The sequence below is a fragment of the Dysgonomonas sp. 216 genome (assembly GCF_010501065.1).
Lineage (GTDB): Bacteria > Bacteroidota > Bacteroidia > Bacteroidales > Dysgonomonadaceae > QVMM01.
Genome location: NZ_QVMM01000009.1, coordinates 95630 through 112210, shown reverse-complemented (window position 1 = coordinate 112210; position 16581 = coordinate 95630). Strand labels below are relative to the sequence as shown.

Below are 16581 nucleotides of genomic sequence, written 5' to 3'. Positions count from 1 at the left end.
CTTTTCAGAGTGTTTTGGGCTAGGGATAATTCTATATTGATAGAATAAATCTATAGCAAGTGTTCTTTAAAATAATACTAATTTACCGTTGTTACTGCGCGTGATCGAAGATCACTTGCATTCCTTTTGCCCTATGCCGCAAAAGGAATCAAAAAGCTGTTTGAGCATAGCCTGACTTTAAAGTCTGCACAAGCTTTTGTGCGAGTTATTTTTTGTTCAGTGAACAAGCTAAATGGCGGGTCGCACAGCAGGTGCAGTCTTGATTTTTTGGTTCGTTTTGCATCAAGGCAAAATGAACGAAGGCAAGCATCGGTAAGATACGCGGCAGTAAATAAGCATAATTTAAAAAAACGATAAATCTGTCAGATGTGTCAGGTTTTGTAAAAAAACAAATTGTTATTATAAGCTACTTTGCAGTATCTTTGTAAAGATTACATAATTTAGAATAACCAATGAGCGATATTATACATTTATTACCCGATTCGATAGCAAACCAAATTGCTGCCGGCGAAGTTATACAGCGCCCGGCTTCGGTTGTAAAAGAATTAGTAGAAAATGCCATAGATGCAGGAGCCGACGACATTCAAATAATAATAAAGGATGCAGGACGCACTCTGATTCAGGTTATTGATAATGGAAAAGGAATGTCGGTAACCGATGCACGACTAGCATTCGAAAGACATGCCACATCAAAAATAAAGTCGGCCGAAGACTTATTCGGGCTTCGTACAATGGGATTCAGAGGAGAAGCCCTCCCTTCTATTGCAGCAATATCGCATGTAGAATTACGTACACGACAAGAAGACGACGAAGTAGGAACACTCATTAGCATTCTGGGATCGAAAGTCGAAAATCAGGAATGTGTTGCATGTCCTAAAGGTTCTAATTTTTCGATAAAGAACATATTTTTTAATGTTCCGGCGCGTCGTAAATTCTTGAAATCGAACGAAACAGAGAAAAAAAACATCTTAACCGAGCTGGAACGTATTGCATTGGTAAACCCTGAAATAAACTTCACTTTCATCGAAAATGATATTGAAGTTCTGAAATATCCACAAACCAGCCTGAAACAACGCATATTAAACGTTATAGGCAAAGGATTCAACCAACAGTTGATACCGATAGAAATAGAAACAACTCTTGCTAAAATAAGAGGCTTTGTTGGTAAACCCGAATCGGCACGAAAGGCAAGGGCACAACAATACTTTTTTGTGAACGGACGCTATATGAGGCATCCTTATTTTGCAAAAGCGGTTACATCGGCATACGAATCATTGATTTCTGTTGGAGAAAATCCTAATTTCTTTATTTATTTTGAGGTTGCCCCCTCTACCATAGATGTAAATATACACCCTACTAAAACCGAAATTAAGTTCGAAAACGAACAGCCTCTTTGGCAAATATTGGCAGCAACAGTAAAATCGGCTCTGGGAAAATCGAACGAAGTTCCTGCTATCGATTTCGATACACAAGATGCAATAGATATACCTATCCATAATCCCGACTTAAACATCAGTCATCCGCAAATAAATATAGACCCTACTTTTAACCCCTTCAAACAATCGGGAAGTAGCGGAGGAGGAAACTCTTCTTACAAGCGTCCGCAAATGAATTGGGAAACATTATATGAGGGTTTCGAAAAAGAAAAAGGTAGCAACAAAGAACAATTCTTTCCTGATAACGAGAACGAGGGAACATCTTTATTCTCGCCTAATACACAAGACGAAAAGTTACACGAATCGCACTCGATACATTATCAATACAAAAACAAATATATAATTACGTCGGTAAAATCGGGTTTAATGTTTATAGACCAGCGCAGAGCGCATGTAAGAATTCTTTTCGACAGATTTTTATATCAAATACAACAAAAGAAAGGTGTTTCGCAACGCGTTTTGTTTCCCGAAATAATAGAGCTTTCGGCTTCGGAAGCCTCTATGGTTCCATACTTAATAGACGATTTTGATGCTGTAGGATTTGATTTAAGTAACCTCGGAAATAACAGCTACGCTATCAATGGTATCCCATCCGAACTGAACAATGTGAATGCTACCGATTTGGTTCGTAATATGATAAACAAAAGTATAGAAAGTGGCAGCGATGTTAAAGACGAGATACAAGAATCGTTAGCCTTATCTATGGCGTACGCCGGAGCAATATCATGTGGATGCAAATTATCGGACGAAGAGATTAACGAAATTGTTGACACTCTCTTTAGCGCCGAAAATCACAAATACACACCTGACGGAAAGATGATAATAAATGTCTTCTCCGATAGCGATATAGACAAGTTATTTAAATAGACTTTTTACTTCAGGAAGTCGTCGAAATAGCGGGTTATATGTTCGTGTAAATGAACACGGTCTTTACCCGTCATGTTATGCCCATGCCCCGGATAAATGAAAAAATCGGGATGCTTACCTGCTTTTATCGAGGCTTTCAAGAACAGAGAACTATGTTGCATAACAACCGTAGGATCTTCATCGCCATGTATAAGTAAAAGACGCCCTTGCAGGTTTCCTGCTTTATTCAGCATACTGGTTTCTTCATAACCGTCTCTATTTTCTGCCGGACTATCCATATAACGCTCTCCATACATTATCTCGTAATAATGCCAATCGGTTACAGGTCCACCCGCAACACCTACTTTAAACGTCTCGGGATGGCGTAACATAAGGTTCAGTGTCATAAATCCGCCATAACTCCACCCATGTACACCAATGCGATTCTCATCAACATACGAAAGCGATTTCAGAAAGTTCACACCCGACATCTGGTCTTGTGTTTCCACAATACCTAACTGACGATGTGTAGCGTTCTCAAAATCGAATCCCCGCCTCAATGTTCCTCTATTATCGAGTGTAAATACCAAGTATCCTTTATTAGCCATATGTATATCCCAACCACGGACTTGCCCCATCCACGAATTTGTCACCATTTGAGAAAAAGGGCCACCATATACATAAACAATCGCAGGATATTTTTTTGTCGGGTCAAAGTTCGTAGGCTTTACCATACGGTAATACAAATCGGTTTGCCCGTCATTTGCTTTTACACTACCCAATGTAATTTCGGGTAGCAATTTATCTCTGTAAGGGCTGGTAGCTTCGAAATAAACATGTGTACTATTTTTACCTGTTTCGGTTATTGCTACTTTTCCCGGATTATATTGCGAACTGTACGAATCGCAAATATATCTCCCCGACTTGCTCAATAAGGCAGTGTGTATCCCTGCGTCTTTCGACAGTTTAGTTGTCTTACCTTTCTTTAAATCCAGACGGTAAATATGTTGCTCGATTGGAGAATCGTGCGACGATATATAATAAACATTTTCGCCTTTTGCATCAAAACCAATAATAGAAAGCACTTCCCAATTACCCGAAGTCAACTGTTTTAATACAGTTCCGTCAACATTATACAAATACATATGATTATATCCGTCACGTTTGCTCAACCAAATAAACTGCAAAGGATTATCGGGCAAAAACATTACAGGATTCTCAGGAATCACATATTTAGGATGGCTCTCTTCGAATAAAACGGCCTCCTGTTTTCCTGTCCGTATATTATAACGCTTCATCAAACAAGTATCTTGTCCCCTGTTTAGCTCGGCAACATAAATGCTCTTTTCATCGGGAGCCCATGCTATATTTGTCAGATACTTTTCTTTGGGTAAGCCCGTTTTCAGAAACACAGTATCTCCTGTTTGTACATTGTAAACTCCAATAGTCACCTGATGGCTTTTCATACCCGCCATCGGATATTTTATGTTATTTAGCTTAGCCACCCGCGCCGACATATCTATTAAAGGATAATCGGTTACCATTGTTTCGTCCATACGGTAAAAAGCCAGATAATTTCCTTTTGGCGACCAAAATGTACCTTTTGTTATACCAAACTCGTTACGATGTACCGCTTGCCCCGAAACAATTCCTTCATTTTTATCTTTAGACAAAGCGAGCTCTTTTCCGTCTGGTTGAACTATAAAAAGATTATTCTCCTTTGTGTATGCCAACCTTCTGCTTTCGATAGAAAAATCGATATTCGCTGCATCGGAAGGTACAGATAACGAAGCCAACACTTTTTTATCGGCAAAATCGTATAAAAGAATTTCGTCTTTTTTATTAAAGCATATAATTGTCGAATCGGGGTAAGGAAAACTAATTTCGGGAATAGACGACAACTCTTTTTGACCTAAAGTTGTAAGCCCGATATTCAATATCTTTTTTGTTATTAGTAATTGAACCTTGTCTTTTTTTGTCAATGGCGCAATCATTATAGAATCGCCTTTCACATAGACAGGTTTATCGCCCCACCATTGTAATTGCGAAGGCATCTTTACCGTGTATTTACTATATGTGCTTCCACCGGGAATCAGGTCGTCTAACGAAAGTAAAGCGTTATTTTCTTGCGAGAATGATTTCATAGAGAATAAAAAACCGACAGTTAACAAAACTGTATACTTAAAAAACTTCATTATAATCTATTGTAAACTATTATTTTAACATTTATGTCCATTCAGGCATAACTCTGACTGTTAGTTATAGCTTTAAAATGTAACATCAAATATTTTATTTATAACAAAGATAACATGTTTAAGTATAACAGAGCCGGAAGATATAATGAAAATCAATCGAATTTAACTGGTTTTATTTTATCCATGAGCGACAAAATCTTATCCTTGCGTTTTAGAATATACCTCGATGGCTTAGCCGAATTAAAACGTCGGGGGTTGGGTAAGGTAGCAGCAATAACAGCCGACTCTTCTTTTGTCAGGTCTTTAGCCGGTTTATTAAAATGGGCCTGTGCTACTGCTTCTGCACCATACACACCTTCTCCCATTTCGATAGAATTAAGATAGACCTCCATTATACGTTTTTTACCCCAAACAAGCTCTATTAGCACAGTATAATAAGCCTCTAAGCCTTTACGGACAAACGAACGTCCATGCCAAAGGAACACATTTTTCGCCGTTTGTTGCGATATAGTACTTGCACCTCTGGCCCGCTTTCCTTCTTCGGCATCCTTACGGGCTATTTCTATTTGTTTGAAATCGAAGCCCGAATGTTCAAGAAACAAATTGTCCTCGGAAGCTACAACCGCCTGAGGTAAATGAGGCGATATATTATCAATAGAAACCCATTTGTGTTGTAATTTAACAGGCTTATCGGTTCTTAGCTGCTCTATTGTCCTTATTACCATTAGCGGAGTTATATAAACAGGTACATATTTTGCCAACACAACCTGCAAAATACTGAACAGGAATAAAAACAGTATAATATTCCGTACCCACTTAAAAATCCGCTTCATTTATCTATATTTAAAATGCGATCTGCATTTGTAGCTGGACTGTATTTTCGCACGAACGCTGACTCCAGTTTTTAGAATAATCGGAGTAAATGTAATTCAATTGCAAGCGGCATTTTTTCCAGAAATAATAGTCCATGCCCGCAACATAATCAAATACTTCGTTATTATTTTTTTTATCGATATTCAGATAATCAACTTTAGCCAACAGTGACAATTTTTGAGGAATAACATAGTATTGGGCCAAGCCATATAGGCCTTCTTTTTTTATACCTCCATCGTTAGCTTTTATCCACTCCGACCGTGCATAAAAACCACCGTTCCTATAATCGCCACTTAACCCCCAACGGTTACGTCCATGCTCCTCGTCTATCTGGTATGTATAAGGATATTTAAAAGGATATACATCCAACACTCTATGCGACGTTCTATATGACGTTTTACCGGCATATAAATTACCGGCAATACGTAAATCTTTTATTGGTTGCACAATTATGTTTCCCGCAAAATCTTTCGTACTGTTATTCTCCCGAACTCCCATACCTGTTCCCTGAAATACACCAGCACCGTATTGTATCAGGTCGTGTGTGCCTATGTTTAACAACGAACCCGAAGCCATAACCCCGACATCGCGCCCTGTATGATTAACAGCAGAACCATCCATCTTACTCCATTGAATAGGATCTCCAGCCATACCTACCAGATAAGATACTGACCGTGTATTACTTATTGTTTCAAGATCGGTTAATGAAAATGGATTTTCTAACGAGAAAGGTATTTTGAACTGACCTGCTCTTAAATTAAAAGCGGTTGAAGGCGTCCATTCTCCATAAAATTCATACAACTGTGGATTAACAAAATCGGCCAGTATAAAATACCTGAAATACTTGTTTAACTGGCCTCTAACTGATATAAATACCACACGGGCATTCATGTCGTGATGCACATTCTCGTACTGATTATACCGATACCAAAACAATCCGTATCCACCAAACTGCATATAAGGAGTATTAAATGCATTCCTTACTTTCTCTACTGTTTGCTCTAACTTTGTAGTGCTACTCTCCTGTTCCGATTCGGAAAGGATTTCTTCAGCCTCCGATTTTGTTAAGATATTTTTCTCTACCAGTTTCTCCAACAACTTGTTATTCGTTTCTTCTTGCGAGAACACAGACACTGTACTATAAAAGGCAAATAACAATACAACAGTAAAAATTTTCTTCATAACACTCTAAAAACAATATATCTAATTATTATCTATAATTTCTTCCATTTACATGTATAGCTCTCAACAATATCCAAGACCAGAAATATAAAAAAACCGGCAAGAGACAATGTGAAAATGCCAAAATACATTTGTATATAATCGAGGCGCATCCACGAATCGGTTATATAAAAGCCCAGACCTTTATCTGTGCCAAACGTCTCGGTAAAGAACAACGCAGACATAGCAATACCCAACGATACACGTAGCGATGATAATATTTCGGGCAAGATAGCAGGAAATGTTATATGTCGCATTCTGTCTATATTACTCGCTTTTAGCGAAATCAGTACACCATAATCATCTTTTGGTATACCTAACACAGCATCGCGAATAGACAAAATAAGCTGAAACACAATAATCAGCACAATAATTATAATCTTAGATGATTCGCCAACACCAAACAAAATCATAACAATAGGCAAAAGTGCTAATTTGGGTATAGGGTAAGTAAAATACAATAAAGGGCCTAACAATCTGTTTACTTTTTTATTATAGCCCATACTCATTCCCAGCAAAACAGCTATCATAAGCGAAATAATCAGCCCGATGCAAACACGCGAAAGGCTAGCCGACAAATGTCCTGCAATATCATTATCCAAAGCCTTACCAAAACCACTATAAACATCAAGTGGCAAAGGCAAAGCTTTTAGCTGCAACAATTCGGCACAAACAAACCATATAATATTGAACAGTACAAAACCGACCAATATATAAATGATATTATCTAACACCGACCGTTTTTTCATACTGTCTCTTCAAATTTTTTGACTATTGTATTTGCCAATTGCATCTTCTCCATATCACTATCAGCAACGCCAAAAGTAGGATTATCAATATTATCAATAAGATTTCGGGAAACCTTACCCATCAGTAAAACATGCCTGCCTATAGAAACTGCTTCCTGAATATTATGTGTTATGAACAAGGTTGTAACTTTATATTTATTCCATATACGGAGGAATAACTTTTGCGATGCAGATGAAGTAAATGCATCGAGTGCCGAAAAAGGCTCATCCATTAATAACAAATCGGGTTGCGAAATAAAAGCACGAGCAAGAGCCACCCGTTGTTTTTGCCCCCCACTCAACTCACGTGGATAACGCTTCAATAAATCTTCAATCTCAAGCGAGTTAAGAATATCAAGAACTTCTGTCTCCTTAACTTTCTTATTTTTATCGAGCATTAATGGCAGGTATATATTATCCTCTACCTTTTTCCAATCTAACAATCCATAATTTTGAGGCACATAACCAACCGATAGCTTTGCATGCTCAATAGGTTCTCCATTATATAAAACATCTCCTATATAGTCCTTTTTTATTCCACATAAAACCTTCAACAAGGTAGATTTTCCGCAGCCTGAAGGACCTATCATCGAATATATTTCGCCTTTATCCAGATTAAGCGAGAAGTTTTTCAACACCTCAGTTTCGTTATATTTTACAGTCAGACTGTTTATTGAGATCATTTGGAAGTTGGTTGCTTACTGAACAAACTGATTGTCTAACAATGAATTTTTATCGAACGACGACTCTATCAATTTACGGGTAGCCAGCCATTCCACAACTTTTTGAATATCGGCATCGGACGGCATTTGTGCTTTTGTATAGTTGGGCAGCACTGCTTTCGATATAGTTTCGTCCGTAAAGCCTAGGTCTTTTATCAATATATCCTTAATATCTTCAACTGTATGCGATTTTAAGTAATCGACACCCATGTTATAGCCTTCGTACATTTTTACAATCATATCCTTCTTGGTATCGATTGAATATTGCGAAAACATGATTCCTGTAATAGAAAAACCTAAATCGGCATTCGAAGTTAACATTTTGTCTCCTGCTTTTTCGGCCATCAAAGCAAACGGGTTAGGCAAACCTGTAGCATCTATTTTTCCATTTCTCAGCATTTCGAACCGAAGAGGAATTTTATTCATCTCTATCTTTTCGATGTCGGAAGCTGTTAATCCAACCGACTGTAAAGCCATATCCACAATATAATCGATAACTGTATTCTGAGAAACTGCAACTTTCGCTCCTTTTAGCTGAGATAAGCTGTCAATTGTGGTATTCGCTCCTGCCACAATGTAAAAGGGAGCATCGCACTTCGATGTTAGCTTAAGATCGAAGCCTCCCGATTTTTGCAAAATAGCACCTGTATAATCAATAACAACTCCATCAACATTTCCACTCTGAAATGCTGCGTCACGCTCGTTAGCCGAATAAAATTTATGTATCTTTATTCTTAGACCCAACTTATCGAAATAACCTTCTCTGCCTGCAACAGCCAAAGGGAGGTAATCCATTGACGACATTACACCTAAATTCAGCACTTCTGTATTTTTCTTATCCGAATTACACGAATATTGCAACAACACAGAAAAAAAGATGAGTATAATGTAAATTTTTCTCATATAGTTTATCTATTAGTAAACAAGAATATCAAATAATTTTTTCAGCGTTTTCCTTTGAAAAAATTTTGCATAATAGCCGCACATTCTTTTTCCAAAACGCCTCCTATTATCTGAGTTTTGGGATGTAACGACTTTGGCGCAATAAAAGAATAACCTCTTTTTTCGTCCTTCGTTCCATAAACGATCCTTGATATCTGTGACCACCCTAATGCACCTGCGCACATAGGACAGGGTTCTACTGTAACATACAGCGTACAGTCTTTCAAATACTTGCCACCCAACACATTTGCAGCAGCCGTAATAGCCTGCATTTCGGCATGAGCCGTCACATCGTTTAATACCTCAACCAGATTGTGTGCACGAGCTATAATCCGTCCTTGAGAAACAATTACGGCGCCAATAGGCACTTCGTCCCTATCGAAAGCCTGCTGAGCCTCTTTTAGAGCCTGCTTCATATAAAACTCATCGTTAAGGATATCGTTCATCGACGCATTTCATTTTCTCCAAACAAAGTGGGGTAATCCTGATCCAGATTTTTCAGAATATGAGCAATAACCGTTTCACGTAACCACCGCGACTTATTCGAAATCTTGTACTTCTTTATATATGAAGCCACAAGATTGTATTCTTCTTCACTCAACGAAAAAGAAACTTGTTTATCACGAATTATCGTATTCTTTTTTTTCTGGCTCATTACCCGCAAAATTAGAAAGAAAAGTTCTATTTTTACCTCCCTTGATGACATTTTATAATGTAAAGCGGTCAAAATTATGGCAAATCACAACAATCTTGGATATCAGGGAGAAAATGCGGCTGTAATTTACTTACAGAACAAAGGGTTTACCATTTTGAAGAGGAATTGGCGACATCGCAGAATTGAAATAGATATTATAGCAACCGACCAATTGTCACTTATTTTTATAGAGGTTAAAACACGTAAATCCGCCAGATGGGGAAACCCCGAAGATGCAGTAACAGATATAAAAATAAGACGAATGGTAGATGCTGCCGACTTTTATGCCAACGAATATAATATTGATATGCCAATACGATTTGATATAATATCAATTTTACAAGAAGGAACAGATTATCAGATAACACATTTCGAGGATGCATTTTTAGCCCCTTTAAACTAAACTGTTATGAATATTGAAGAGTTAAGGGAGTATTGTTTATCAGTAAAGGGAGCGAACGAAAGTTTTCCGTTCGACGAAACAGTACTCGTTTTTAAAGTTATGAATAAAATGTTTGCCTACACTTCGATAGACCCATCAGAGGATGGTTTTTGGGTTAGTGTAAAATGCGACCCCGAAAAAGCTATCGATCTGCGCGAACGATACACAGCTGTTATTCCGGGAATTCATGCTAACAAAAAGTTGTGGAATTCTATTAATCAGGAAGGCGATATGTCCGACATTGAGATAAAACAATGGATCGATCACTCGGTAGAAGAAGTTATAAACAAACTACCTAAAAAACAGCAGGAAATTTATAAGAATATGGCAAATGAAGAATGATTATATTTATTTGCAGGAAGTTAATTCTACGAGTACTTACCTTAAAGGATTATCGGTCTCAGAAACCGACTTACAAGAAGGAACTGTTGTATATACAGATTTTCAAACATCGGGAAAAGGCCAGCAAGGTAACTCGTGGGAATCGGAAAAGCGGAAAAATATTTTATTCAGCATCCTGCTTTATCCCAAACACGTTAAACCGTCCGAGCCTTTTATCCTATCACAACTTATAGCGGTTGCCATCAGAAGAACTCTGAACAAATATGTCGGCAATATATCGATTAAATGGCCTAACGACATTTACTGGAATGATAAGAAAATATGCGGAACTCTTTTAGAAAATAGCTTTGTCGGCAATTCTGTATCACAATCGGTCATAGGCATAGGCATAAACATTAATCAGGAAAGCTTTGTCGGAAGTGCCCCTAATCCTGTATCGCTAAAACAAGTCACAGGGATTGAGTTCGACATAATGAAAATTTTGCATGAGGTTGTGGATAATATAGCAAAACTATACGAACAATCTAAGAGCAATTCTCAGCCTATCGTCGATGAATACAAGCAACATTTATATAGAGGCAAAGGGACTTTCCCTTTTTGCGACAAAGACGGTTCTTTTATGGCACAAATAGAAGATATAGAACCTTCGGGAATGCTGGTTTTAAAAACAGATAAAAACAACATACACAGATATGCCTTTAAAGAAGTAAAGTATCTTTAGAGTTCTTCAAAGCTTTTTCCCTAGCAATAAATAAGCGGCAATTTTATTTTTATTTATAATGCGAGTAAAATAATAAAACAGCACAACAAACAATAAACTTGGTATGATAAAGATGATACTATATTTAGTTTCAAAAACATTGAAATATAAATATCCTGCCTGAAATAAATTCACGATTAGATGATGGGATAAATAAATGGGCAACGTCTCTTTTCCTACTTCCGATAAAAATGATACGACTTTCGACCTAGAAATGTATCGATAAATATAATAAAAGATAATAAGGAACGAAACAGAAATAACAATTGCCGTTATATCTCTGAATAATACAGTGCTCCAGTTTTCAAAATTAGAAGGAGTTATATAAACATATGCTTTGTCGGTCCACAAAAAGTAACATATCAAAGAAGCTATAAGAAACAAGAGAAAATACTTTTTACAAAATGAAATTAACTTGTTTATATCAACTTTTGCTAATAAATAACCTATTGCAAAAAAAGGAAAGAAACTAATTACAATTGGAAACTGAAAGTTATGGATATCAATAAACATTAATAATATGGAACTAACCAAAAAACCTATAACATTATCTAACCTCAGTTTATGTAATACGGCTGAATATATAGCAGAAAATAGTATAGCCCAAATAAACCAATAACCATACTGAATGTTTTCGGCTAATACCTTCACAAAAGAAATAACATCAAAAGTCTGAGCAAAACATACTTGAACTATTATAGAATATAGCACACACCAAACAACCATTGGGACAAATATGTACTGTACTCTTTTCTTAGTATAGATGTACAATGACTGTTTTTTTATAGAAAAATAAGAGTAATACCCACTAATAGCCAAAAGTAAAGGCATGTGGAAAGTGTATATTAACTTAAATAACCAATCGGACCATAACAAAGAAGTTACCCCATAATCAAAACATTGAATACTATGTCCCAACACAACTAGTATTATGACTACCGCCTTTATATAATCGATATAAATATTTCTTTGTGTACCCATTACAATACTATAAGTCAATTACTCTATCAATTTCGCTATTCGTTGTGCTTCGCTTAACGAACAAGCATTAAAATGCCACCATTCGCCTCTTATAGCTATAAATCCCGATTCTTGCATAACTCTTCTCAATAATCGACGATTATTTACCTGCTCCCTTGTTAACAAACCTTGCGACACAAACAAATCTTCGTCATTTATCCCTGCCGTCTTTCCAAAATAGTCGAAAGGAGTTCCCATATCTAAAGGAACACGGTTCTCGTCACAAATAGTCAGATCTACGGCCATTCCATAATTATGCAATCCCGTTCGTGAAGGGTTAGCAACATAAGCCTGATATTTTGTTCCTTGTACAACTTCAAACATTCGCTTTTGCGCCGATAAGGGACGTGCTGCATCATATATAAGCAAACGTAACTCCGAATTTTCGTTATTCAGTATTTGAGATGCTTTACAAAGCTTCTCCATCGCCAAAGGATGCAGATATGCATTTCCAATCTCGATATAAAGAATAACTCCTGTAAAATTATCGGATGTCGCATACTTAAGATCTATAACTATCGAAGAATCATGTTTTGCAATATCAACCAATCCTAACGACCTCAGGTACTTTTCGGTAGAAGATACCTGAGAATAGTTAAACTTTATCAGTTCAGGATTTATCCCACTAACCAGTTTTTTACCTTCTTGAGAAGTAGAAGAACATGAAAGTGTACAAACACTCATTAATATCAAAACGAAACGCATCATTCCTTTCATCTTCGATTACGTTGTTTCTCCCGTTCTCGAGCTTGACGTTCACGTTCCTTTAATTCGGTTTCTCTTTGCTTTTCTTTTTCTTTGCGCTGTTTCTCCCGTTCTTTCAGCTTCTCTTCACGCTCTTTTTCTTTACGCTTAAGTTCTTCGTTTCGAGCCTTTTCTTTGGTCTTCAGTTTTTCCTGCCTAGCTTTACGAGCATCTTCTTTAGCTTTGGCTGCGTCTTTAATTGCATCTTCCTTAGCTTTTTTCGCCGCTTTTTCAAACTCTATTTGCTCGCGCTCCTCTTGTTTTATTGAGTCCTGAACTGCTTTTTCAATCGCTCGTATCGAATCCTGAACCACTTTTTCTCGCGCTTTACGCTCCTTCTCTAGTTGCTGTAAGCGTTTCTTTTCTTCTTTTGCAGCTTCTTTTTCTTCCTTCGTGAGTTTAGGCTTATTCTTTATTTTTTCTATCAAACCTTTTATTCCATCTACAGGATTATCAGCTATTTCATCAAATGTATCCTGCGCATCATCAAAGCCTCGTCCAACTTGATTTACAGTCTCATCCGAAACTACTGTTTCTACACCTTGGTCAACTTTTTCCTGCAACACAGGTTTTACCTCATCCTGATCGGTAAATTTAATATTATCAGGAATTTCAGTATGTATTATCTCCGGTTCCTTCTCTTCCGATTCTGCATTCCTATCTGGTTGTATCTGAACTTCCGTTTTCGGAATATTTTCTGGTTCTATAACTTCTGCCTCCTCATCTTCCGATTTTGTCATTTGTAGATTCCAATACGAAATGAGTTTTGCCAAAGGTGCAGCATAGTGTTCCTGAACAAAAGAAAAATAATCTGTTAAACTCTTACCTCGTTGCAGGATATCATAATTATCAGCCGATATAGGCACAAATATTACAGAAGAATCTATTTGCTGCACTAGCGAACTATCTTCAAAAGCCTTATTCGTATATTCTGCAATATCTTTAAATGAATCAAAACCCTTTACCTGTAACATCTGTAAAGGTCCTACATCCGAGAAACTCAAGTCGAATGTTTGTAATATAAAATTCGAGAAGTTGTAATCGGCTACATCGTATAATAACTGGTTTCTATCCACTTTTTTAGGGTCGAATATCAACATCATTAAATGTTTACTTTCCGGAACATCGGTAAACACGACTGCCGAATCACCTTCGGTTATACCTCCTCCCCCAAATTGCATATTCCACACCATTCCTGTCAGACCTCCAACAAGCGAACGTCCTTCCAAAACACCTTTCAACATTTCAGAGGCCAACGCTGTAACATCAGCATTCGGATATTTATCGATAAGTTCTCGCAAGCTTTTCTTAAATTCTTCAACATCTCCTGTCTGGGCAAATGTCAACGAATTAAGGAACATAAATTTGGGCATAAGCTCCGAAAGCGTATATTTTTCCTTCGCCGTACTATAATTACTACGCACTGCACTAACGCTTCCTCCCATATAAGCGTCGTAAGTTTGCTGGTACAAACTATTCTCTAGCGTTTTGAGGTTACGGATATTCCATTCGTAGTTAGGGTCGGATAGCATGGTTGCATAATCGCGTCCTGCAAATTCTGCCAATATTTTTGAACGATACAGCTCCGCCATATCTTTATTCCCCAATTGCATATAAATAATAAACAATTGGTAATAAATCTCCTCAAGGTTCCGGGTTTTAGGAAATCGTTTTATAGCCTCGTCAAAAGCATCGACAGACAAACCTAAATCTTCGAGCCTATTCTTATAAATCAAGCCCATCTGATACAAAGCATCTTCAATAATATCGTTTGATTGCCTTAATGTAGCATTTGTTTTTGGAATCTGACGAAGATAATACTCTCGATCAAGGTCTGTTACCTGTTGCGATTTATCTATAACAGGAGCACCTTCCGGTCTTTCTTCTACGCCCGGCTGAGGTATACCTTCTTCCGCAACTTCCTCGCCTTGATTTTCCTGTTTAAAGAAATCGTCAAAAGCGGCACTGGTTTTATTTTTCCGACGCCAATCATCTTCCAATCTGCGGTCTCCCCACTGATTTCTGAACGACTGTTTTCCTTGGGATACAGTTTGAGTGTTATAGAAATAAAATTTAGATGCATCTGTTTGCCCCAACAGTGGGGTTTGTGGTGCCGTTACCTGCTGTGCTCCTAAAACTCCACCGCTTGGTCTGTTAGCATTGTGTTTTTCTAATTCCTGTTGTTTACGCTCTTCTTCCCGTTGTTTCTTTAGGTTCTCAATAATTTTATCCACAACAGCAAGCCTTTCATCTTCGGGCATCTTAGCTAAAACCTGCAAACTATCTTGTAGATGAACAGCCTCAACATAAACAACCAATTCATTAAGGACCTCCGATCTGAGTGTTAATTTATCATATCTTTCGTAGGTTTTACCCAAAATACCTAAAGCCTCGGGATAAAGAGGCTGAGCCCGCACATAATCCTTTTTCTCGAAATACAAATCGCCCAGAGCTACTTGCGCAATAGCTTTGTCATAACCACTACGAGTACTTTTTTCGACCGCCAATCTATAGTTTTTTATAGCATTTGTGGTATCACCATCTTGTAGATGAATATATCCGATATTGTAGTATACCTGATCAAGGTATTCTTTATTTTTTGTTTGCTTCGTCATTCTATTTAATGACGACAAAGTTTTTTTCTTTTGTTGCAAATCCGCAATATTCAAATTACGGGCTTCCTGCATACGTGCGTTAAATACATAATCGAACGAAACTCCTAGCCCCGACACTTTACTGAAAGCTTCGTAAGCCTTTTCTTTGTTGCCCTGTTCTGCATATACTTGTCCCAACAGATATTTTAAACGGGTACTTTGTTCTCCTCCTTCGTATTTTATAGCTTGTTGCAAAAAAGGAATTGCCTCTTCATACTTTTTACTCTGAATCAGATAATTTGTATATACCGATGCATATAGTTTTTTCTGGCTATCGGGAACTCCCCCCGCCATTTCTATTTGTTTAAAAACATTCTCTGCTTCGTAAAACCAACCCATTTGTGTATAGCTCTTGGCCATCCATAAACGAGCTTCAACTACAACATCTATATCCTGTCTGTAAAGACGTGTTATGTATGAAAATGTAGTTAATGCTTTCAGGTAATCAACACTCTGGTATTCGGCTTTTGCCATCAATAACCATGCATTTTTTAAAAACGGATTAAATTCACGCTGTTCGAGCCATTTCTGATAAGCAATATTCCCCCGCTTACCCGGATTTCGTTCGGGTTTTACCTGTATCGAGTGTATTTTTATGGCTTTGGTACATTTATCAATAGTTGTAACAAAACTGCTATTTTTAGGATATTCCCCCTTTTCGTTAGGTGCATAATAAGGATATACAGAGATGATTTTCGATAAATTTTCATCGTACGAATCCATTTTTTTCTGAAGAGCTTCTTCGTATGCAACTTCAGCATTGAAGTAAATATTATAACGGGTATTTATCTCGTGATAAAGACGTGTTGTTTTAGTGTTCTTTTGGTTAGAACACGAAATAAAGAGCAATACAACGCTTAATATGCTAACTAACGCAAATTTATTTTTCAACACCTTGCAAA

The 16581-nt window shown here is 37.3% G+C and carries 15 protein-coding genes; 4 read left to right on the top strand and 11 right to left on the bottom strand.

The genetic code is table 11. The features are described from left to right. Positions 1-452: 452 nt before the first annotated feature. On the top strand, positions 453-2303 hold the full coding sequence (mutL, locus tag D0T53_RS07225) for a DNA mismatch repair endonuclease MutL (protein WP_163265824.1): 1851 nt from the start codon (positions 453-455) through the stop codon (positions 2301-2303). Positions 2304-2308: 5 nt separating this feature from the next. Here the strand turns inward: mutL and D0T53_RS07220 are convergent, their stop codons facing one another. The 8 genes from D0T53_RS07220 to D0T53_RS07185 form a co-directional block, all read right to left on the bottom strand. Beyond that, a complete protein-coding gene (locus D0T53_RS07220) occupies positions 2309-4426 on the bottom strand; it encodes a S9 family peptidase (RefSeq protein ID WP_255489395.1) in 2118 nt (705 codons plus the stop codon). A gap of 203 nt (positions 4427-4629) precedes the next feature. Continuing rightward, positions 4630-5310 carry a monofunctional biosynthetic peptidoglycan transglycosylase gene (gene mtgA / locus D0T53_RS07215; RefSeq protein WP_163265820.1) on the bottom strand — a complete coding sequence of 227 codons (681 nt, stop codon included), beginning with the start codon at positions 5308-5310 and terminating at the stop codon, positions 4630-4632. Between the two features lie 10 nt (positions 5311-5320). Continuing rightward, positions 5321-6532 (bottom strand): porin, encoded by a 1212-nt coding sequence (locus tag D0T53_RS07210; RefSeq protein ID WP_163265818.1) that lies wholly within the window; start codon positions 6530-6532, stop codon positions 5321-5323. A gap of 32 nt (positions 6533-6564) precedes the next feature. Next, positions 6565-7320: an ABC transporter permease gene (locus tag D0T53_RS07205; RefSeq protein WP_163265816.1), complete on the bottom strand. Its 756-nt coding sequence runs from the start codon at positions 7318-7320 to the stop codon at positions 6565-6567. Then, positions 7317-8042, bottom strand: coding sequence for an ABC transporter ATP-binding protein (locus D0T53_RS07200; protein ID WP_163265814.1), 726 nt, complete (start codon positions 8040-8042; stop codon positions 7317-7319). The genes D0T53_RS07205 and D0T53_RS07200 overlap by 4 nt, the downstream gene beginning before the upstream one ends. A gap of 15 nt (positions 8043-8057) precedes the next feature. Then, positions 8058-8984 (bottom strand): ABC transporter substrate-binding protein, encoded by a 927-nt coding sequence (locus D0T53_RS07195; protein ID WP_163265812.1) that lies wholly within the window; start codon positions 8982-8984, stop codon positions 8058-8060. 41 nt (positions 8985-9025) lie between these two features. Further along, positions 9026-9469 carry a nucleoside deaminase gene (locus D0T53_RS07190; RefSeq protein ID WP_163265810.1) on the bottom strand — a complete coding sequence of 148 codons (444 nt, stop codon included), beginning with the start codon at positions 9467-9469 and terminating at the stop codon, positions 9026-9028. Then, positions 9466-9678: a hypothetical protein gene (locus D0T53_RS07185; protein ID WP_163265808.1), complete on the bottom strand. Its 213-nt coding sequence runs from the start codon at positions 9676-9678 to the stop codon at positions 9466-9468. Before D0T53_RS07185 ends, D0T53_RS07190 begins: the two co-directional genes overlap by 4 nt. Before the next feature lie 76 nt (positions 9679-9754). On the opposite strand from D0T53_RS07185, the gene D0T53_RS07180 reads away from it, so the two are divergent. The 3 genes from D0T53_RS07180 to D0T53_RS07170 are packed head-to-tail and all read left to right on the top strand — an operon-like array spanning position 9755 to position 11222. Continuing rightward, positions 9755-10120, top strand: coding sequence for a YraN family protein (locus D0T53_RS07180; RefSeq protein ID WP_163265806.1), 366 nt, complete (start codon positions 9755-9757; stop codon positions 10118-10120). A 6-nt stretch (positions 10121-10126) separates the two neighbouring features. Beyond that, complete coding sequence (locus D0T53_RS07175; RefSeq protein WP_163265804.1) at positions 10127-10501, top strand: MmcQ/YjbR family DNA-binding protein; 375 nt, start codon at positions 10127-10129, stop codon at positions 10499-10501. Beyond that, positions 10491-11222, top strand: coding sequence for a biotin--[acetyl-CoA-carboxylase] ligase (locus D0T53_RS07170; RefSeq protein WP_163265802.1), 732 nt, complete (start codon positions 10491-10493; stop codon positions 11220-11222). Before D0T53_RS07175 ends, D0T53_RS07170 begins: the two co-directional genes overlap by 11 nt. Before the next feature lie 6 nt (positions 11223-11228). Here D0T53_RS07170 and D0T53_RS13735 read toward each other — a convergent pair whose 3' ends face one another. Genes D0T53_RS13735 through D0T53_RS07155 form a run of 3 tightly spaced genes read right to left on the bottom strand, consistent with a single transcriptional unit; the run spans position 11229 to position 16573 of the window. Further along, entirely contained in the window at positions 11229-12242 is a 1014-nt protein-coding gene (locus D0T53_RS13735) for an acyltransferase family protein (protein WP_163265800.1), read from the bottom strand. Between the two features lie 18 nt (positions 12243-12260). Further along, on the bottom strand, positions 12261-12998 hold the full coding sequence (locus D0T53_RS07160; RefSeq protein ID WP_255489394.1) for a M15 family metallopeptidase: 738 nt from the start codon (positions 12996-12998) through the stop codon (positions 12261-12263). Continuing rightward, positions 12995-16573 (bottom strand): tetratricopeptide repeat protein, encoded by a 3579-nt coding sequence (locus tag D0T53_RS07155; RefSeq protein ID WP_163265798.1) that lies wholly within the window; start codon positions 16571-16573, stop codon positions 12995-12997. The genes D0T53_RS07160 and D0T53_RS07155 overlap by 4 nt, the downstream gene beginning before the upstream one ends. Positions 16574-16581 lie beyond the last annotated feature (8 nt).

Coding starts and splice junctions, on each gene's coding strand:
- mutL (WP_163265824.1), top strand. CDS start 453: ATGAGCGATATTATACATTTATTACCCGATTCGATAGCAAACCAAATT.
- D0T53_RS07220 (WP_255489395.1), bottom strand. CDS start 4,426: ATGAAATCATTCTCGCAAGAAAATAACGCTTTACTTTCGTTAGACGAC.
- mtgA (WP_163265820.1), bottom strand. CDS start 5,310: ATGAAGCGGATTTTTAAGTGGGTACGGAATATTATACTGTTTTTATTC.
- D0T53_RS07210 (WP_163265818.1), bottom strand. CDS start 6,532: ATGAAGAAAATTTTTACTGTTGTATTGTTATTTGCCTTTTATAGTACA.
- D0T53_RS07205 (WP_163265816.1), bottom strand. CDS start 7,320: ATGAAAAAACGGTCGGTGTTAGATAATATCATTTATATATTGGTCGGT.
- D0T53_RS07200 (WP_163265814.1), bottom strand. CDS start 8,042: ATGATCTCAATAAACAGTCTGACTGTAAAATATAACGAAACTGAGGTG.
- D0T53_RS07195 (WP_163265812.1), bottom strand. CDS start 8,984: ATGAGAAAAATTTACATTATACTCATCTTTTTTTCTGTGTTGTTGCAA.
- D0T53_RS07190 (WP_163265810.1), bottom strand. CDS start 9,469: ATGAACGATATCCTTAACGATGAGTTTTATATGAAGCAGGCTCTAAAA.
- D0T53_RS07185 (WP_163265808.1), bottom strand. CDS start 9,678: ATGAGCCAGAAAAAAAAGAATACGATAATTCGTGATAAACAAGTTTCT.
- D0T53_RS07180 (WP_163265806.1), top strand. CDS start 9,755: ATGGCAAATCACAACAATCTTGGATATCAGGGAGAAAATGCGGCTGTA.
- D0T53_RS07175 (WP_163265804.1), top strand. CDS start 10,127: ATGAATATTGAAGAGTTAAGGGAGTATTGTTTATCAGTAAAGGGAGCG.
- D0T53_RS07170 (WP_163265802.1), top strand. CDS start 10,491: ATGAAGAATGATTATATTTATTTGCAGGAAGTTAATTCTACGAGTACT.
- D0T53_RS13735 (WP_163265800.1), bottom strand. CDS start 12,242: ATGGGTACACAAAGAAATATTTATATCGATTATATAAAGGCGGTAGTC.
- D0T53_RS07160 (WP_255489394.1), bottom strand. CDS start 12,998: ATGAAAGGAATGATGCGTTTCGTTTTGATATTAATGAGTGTTTGTACA.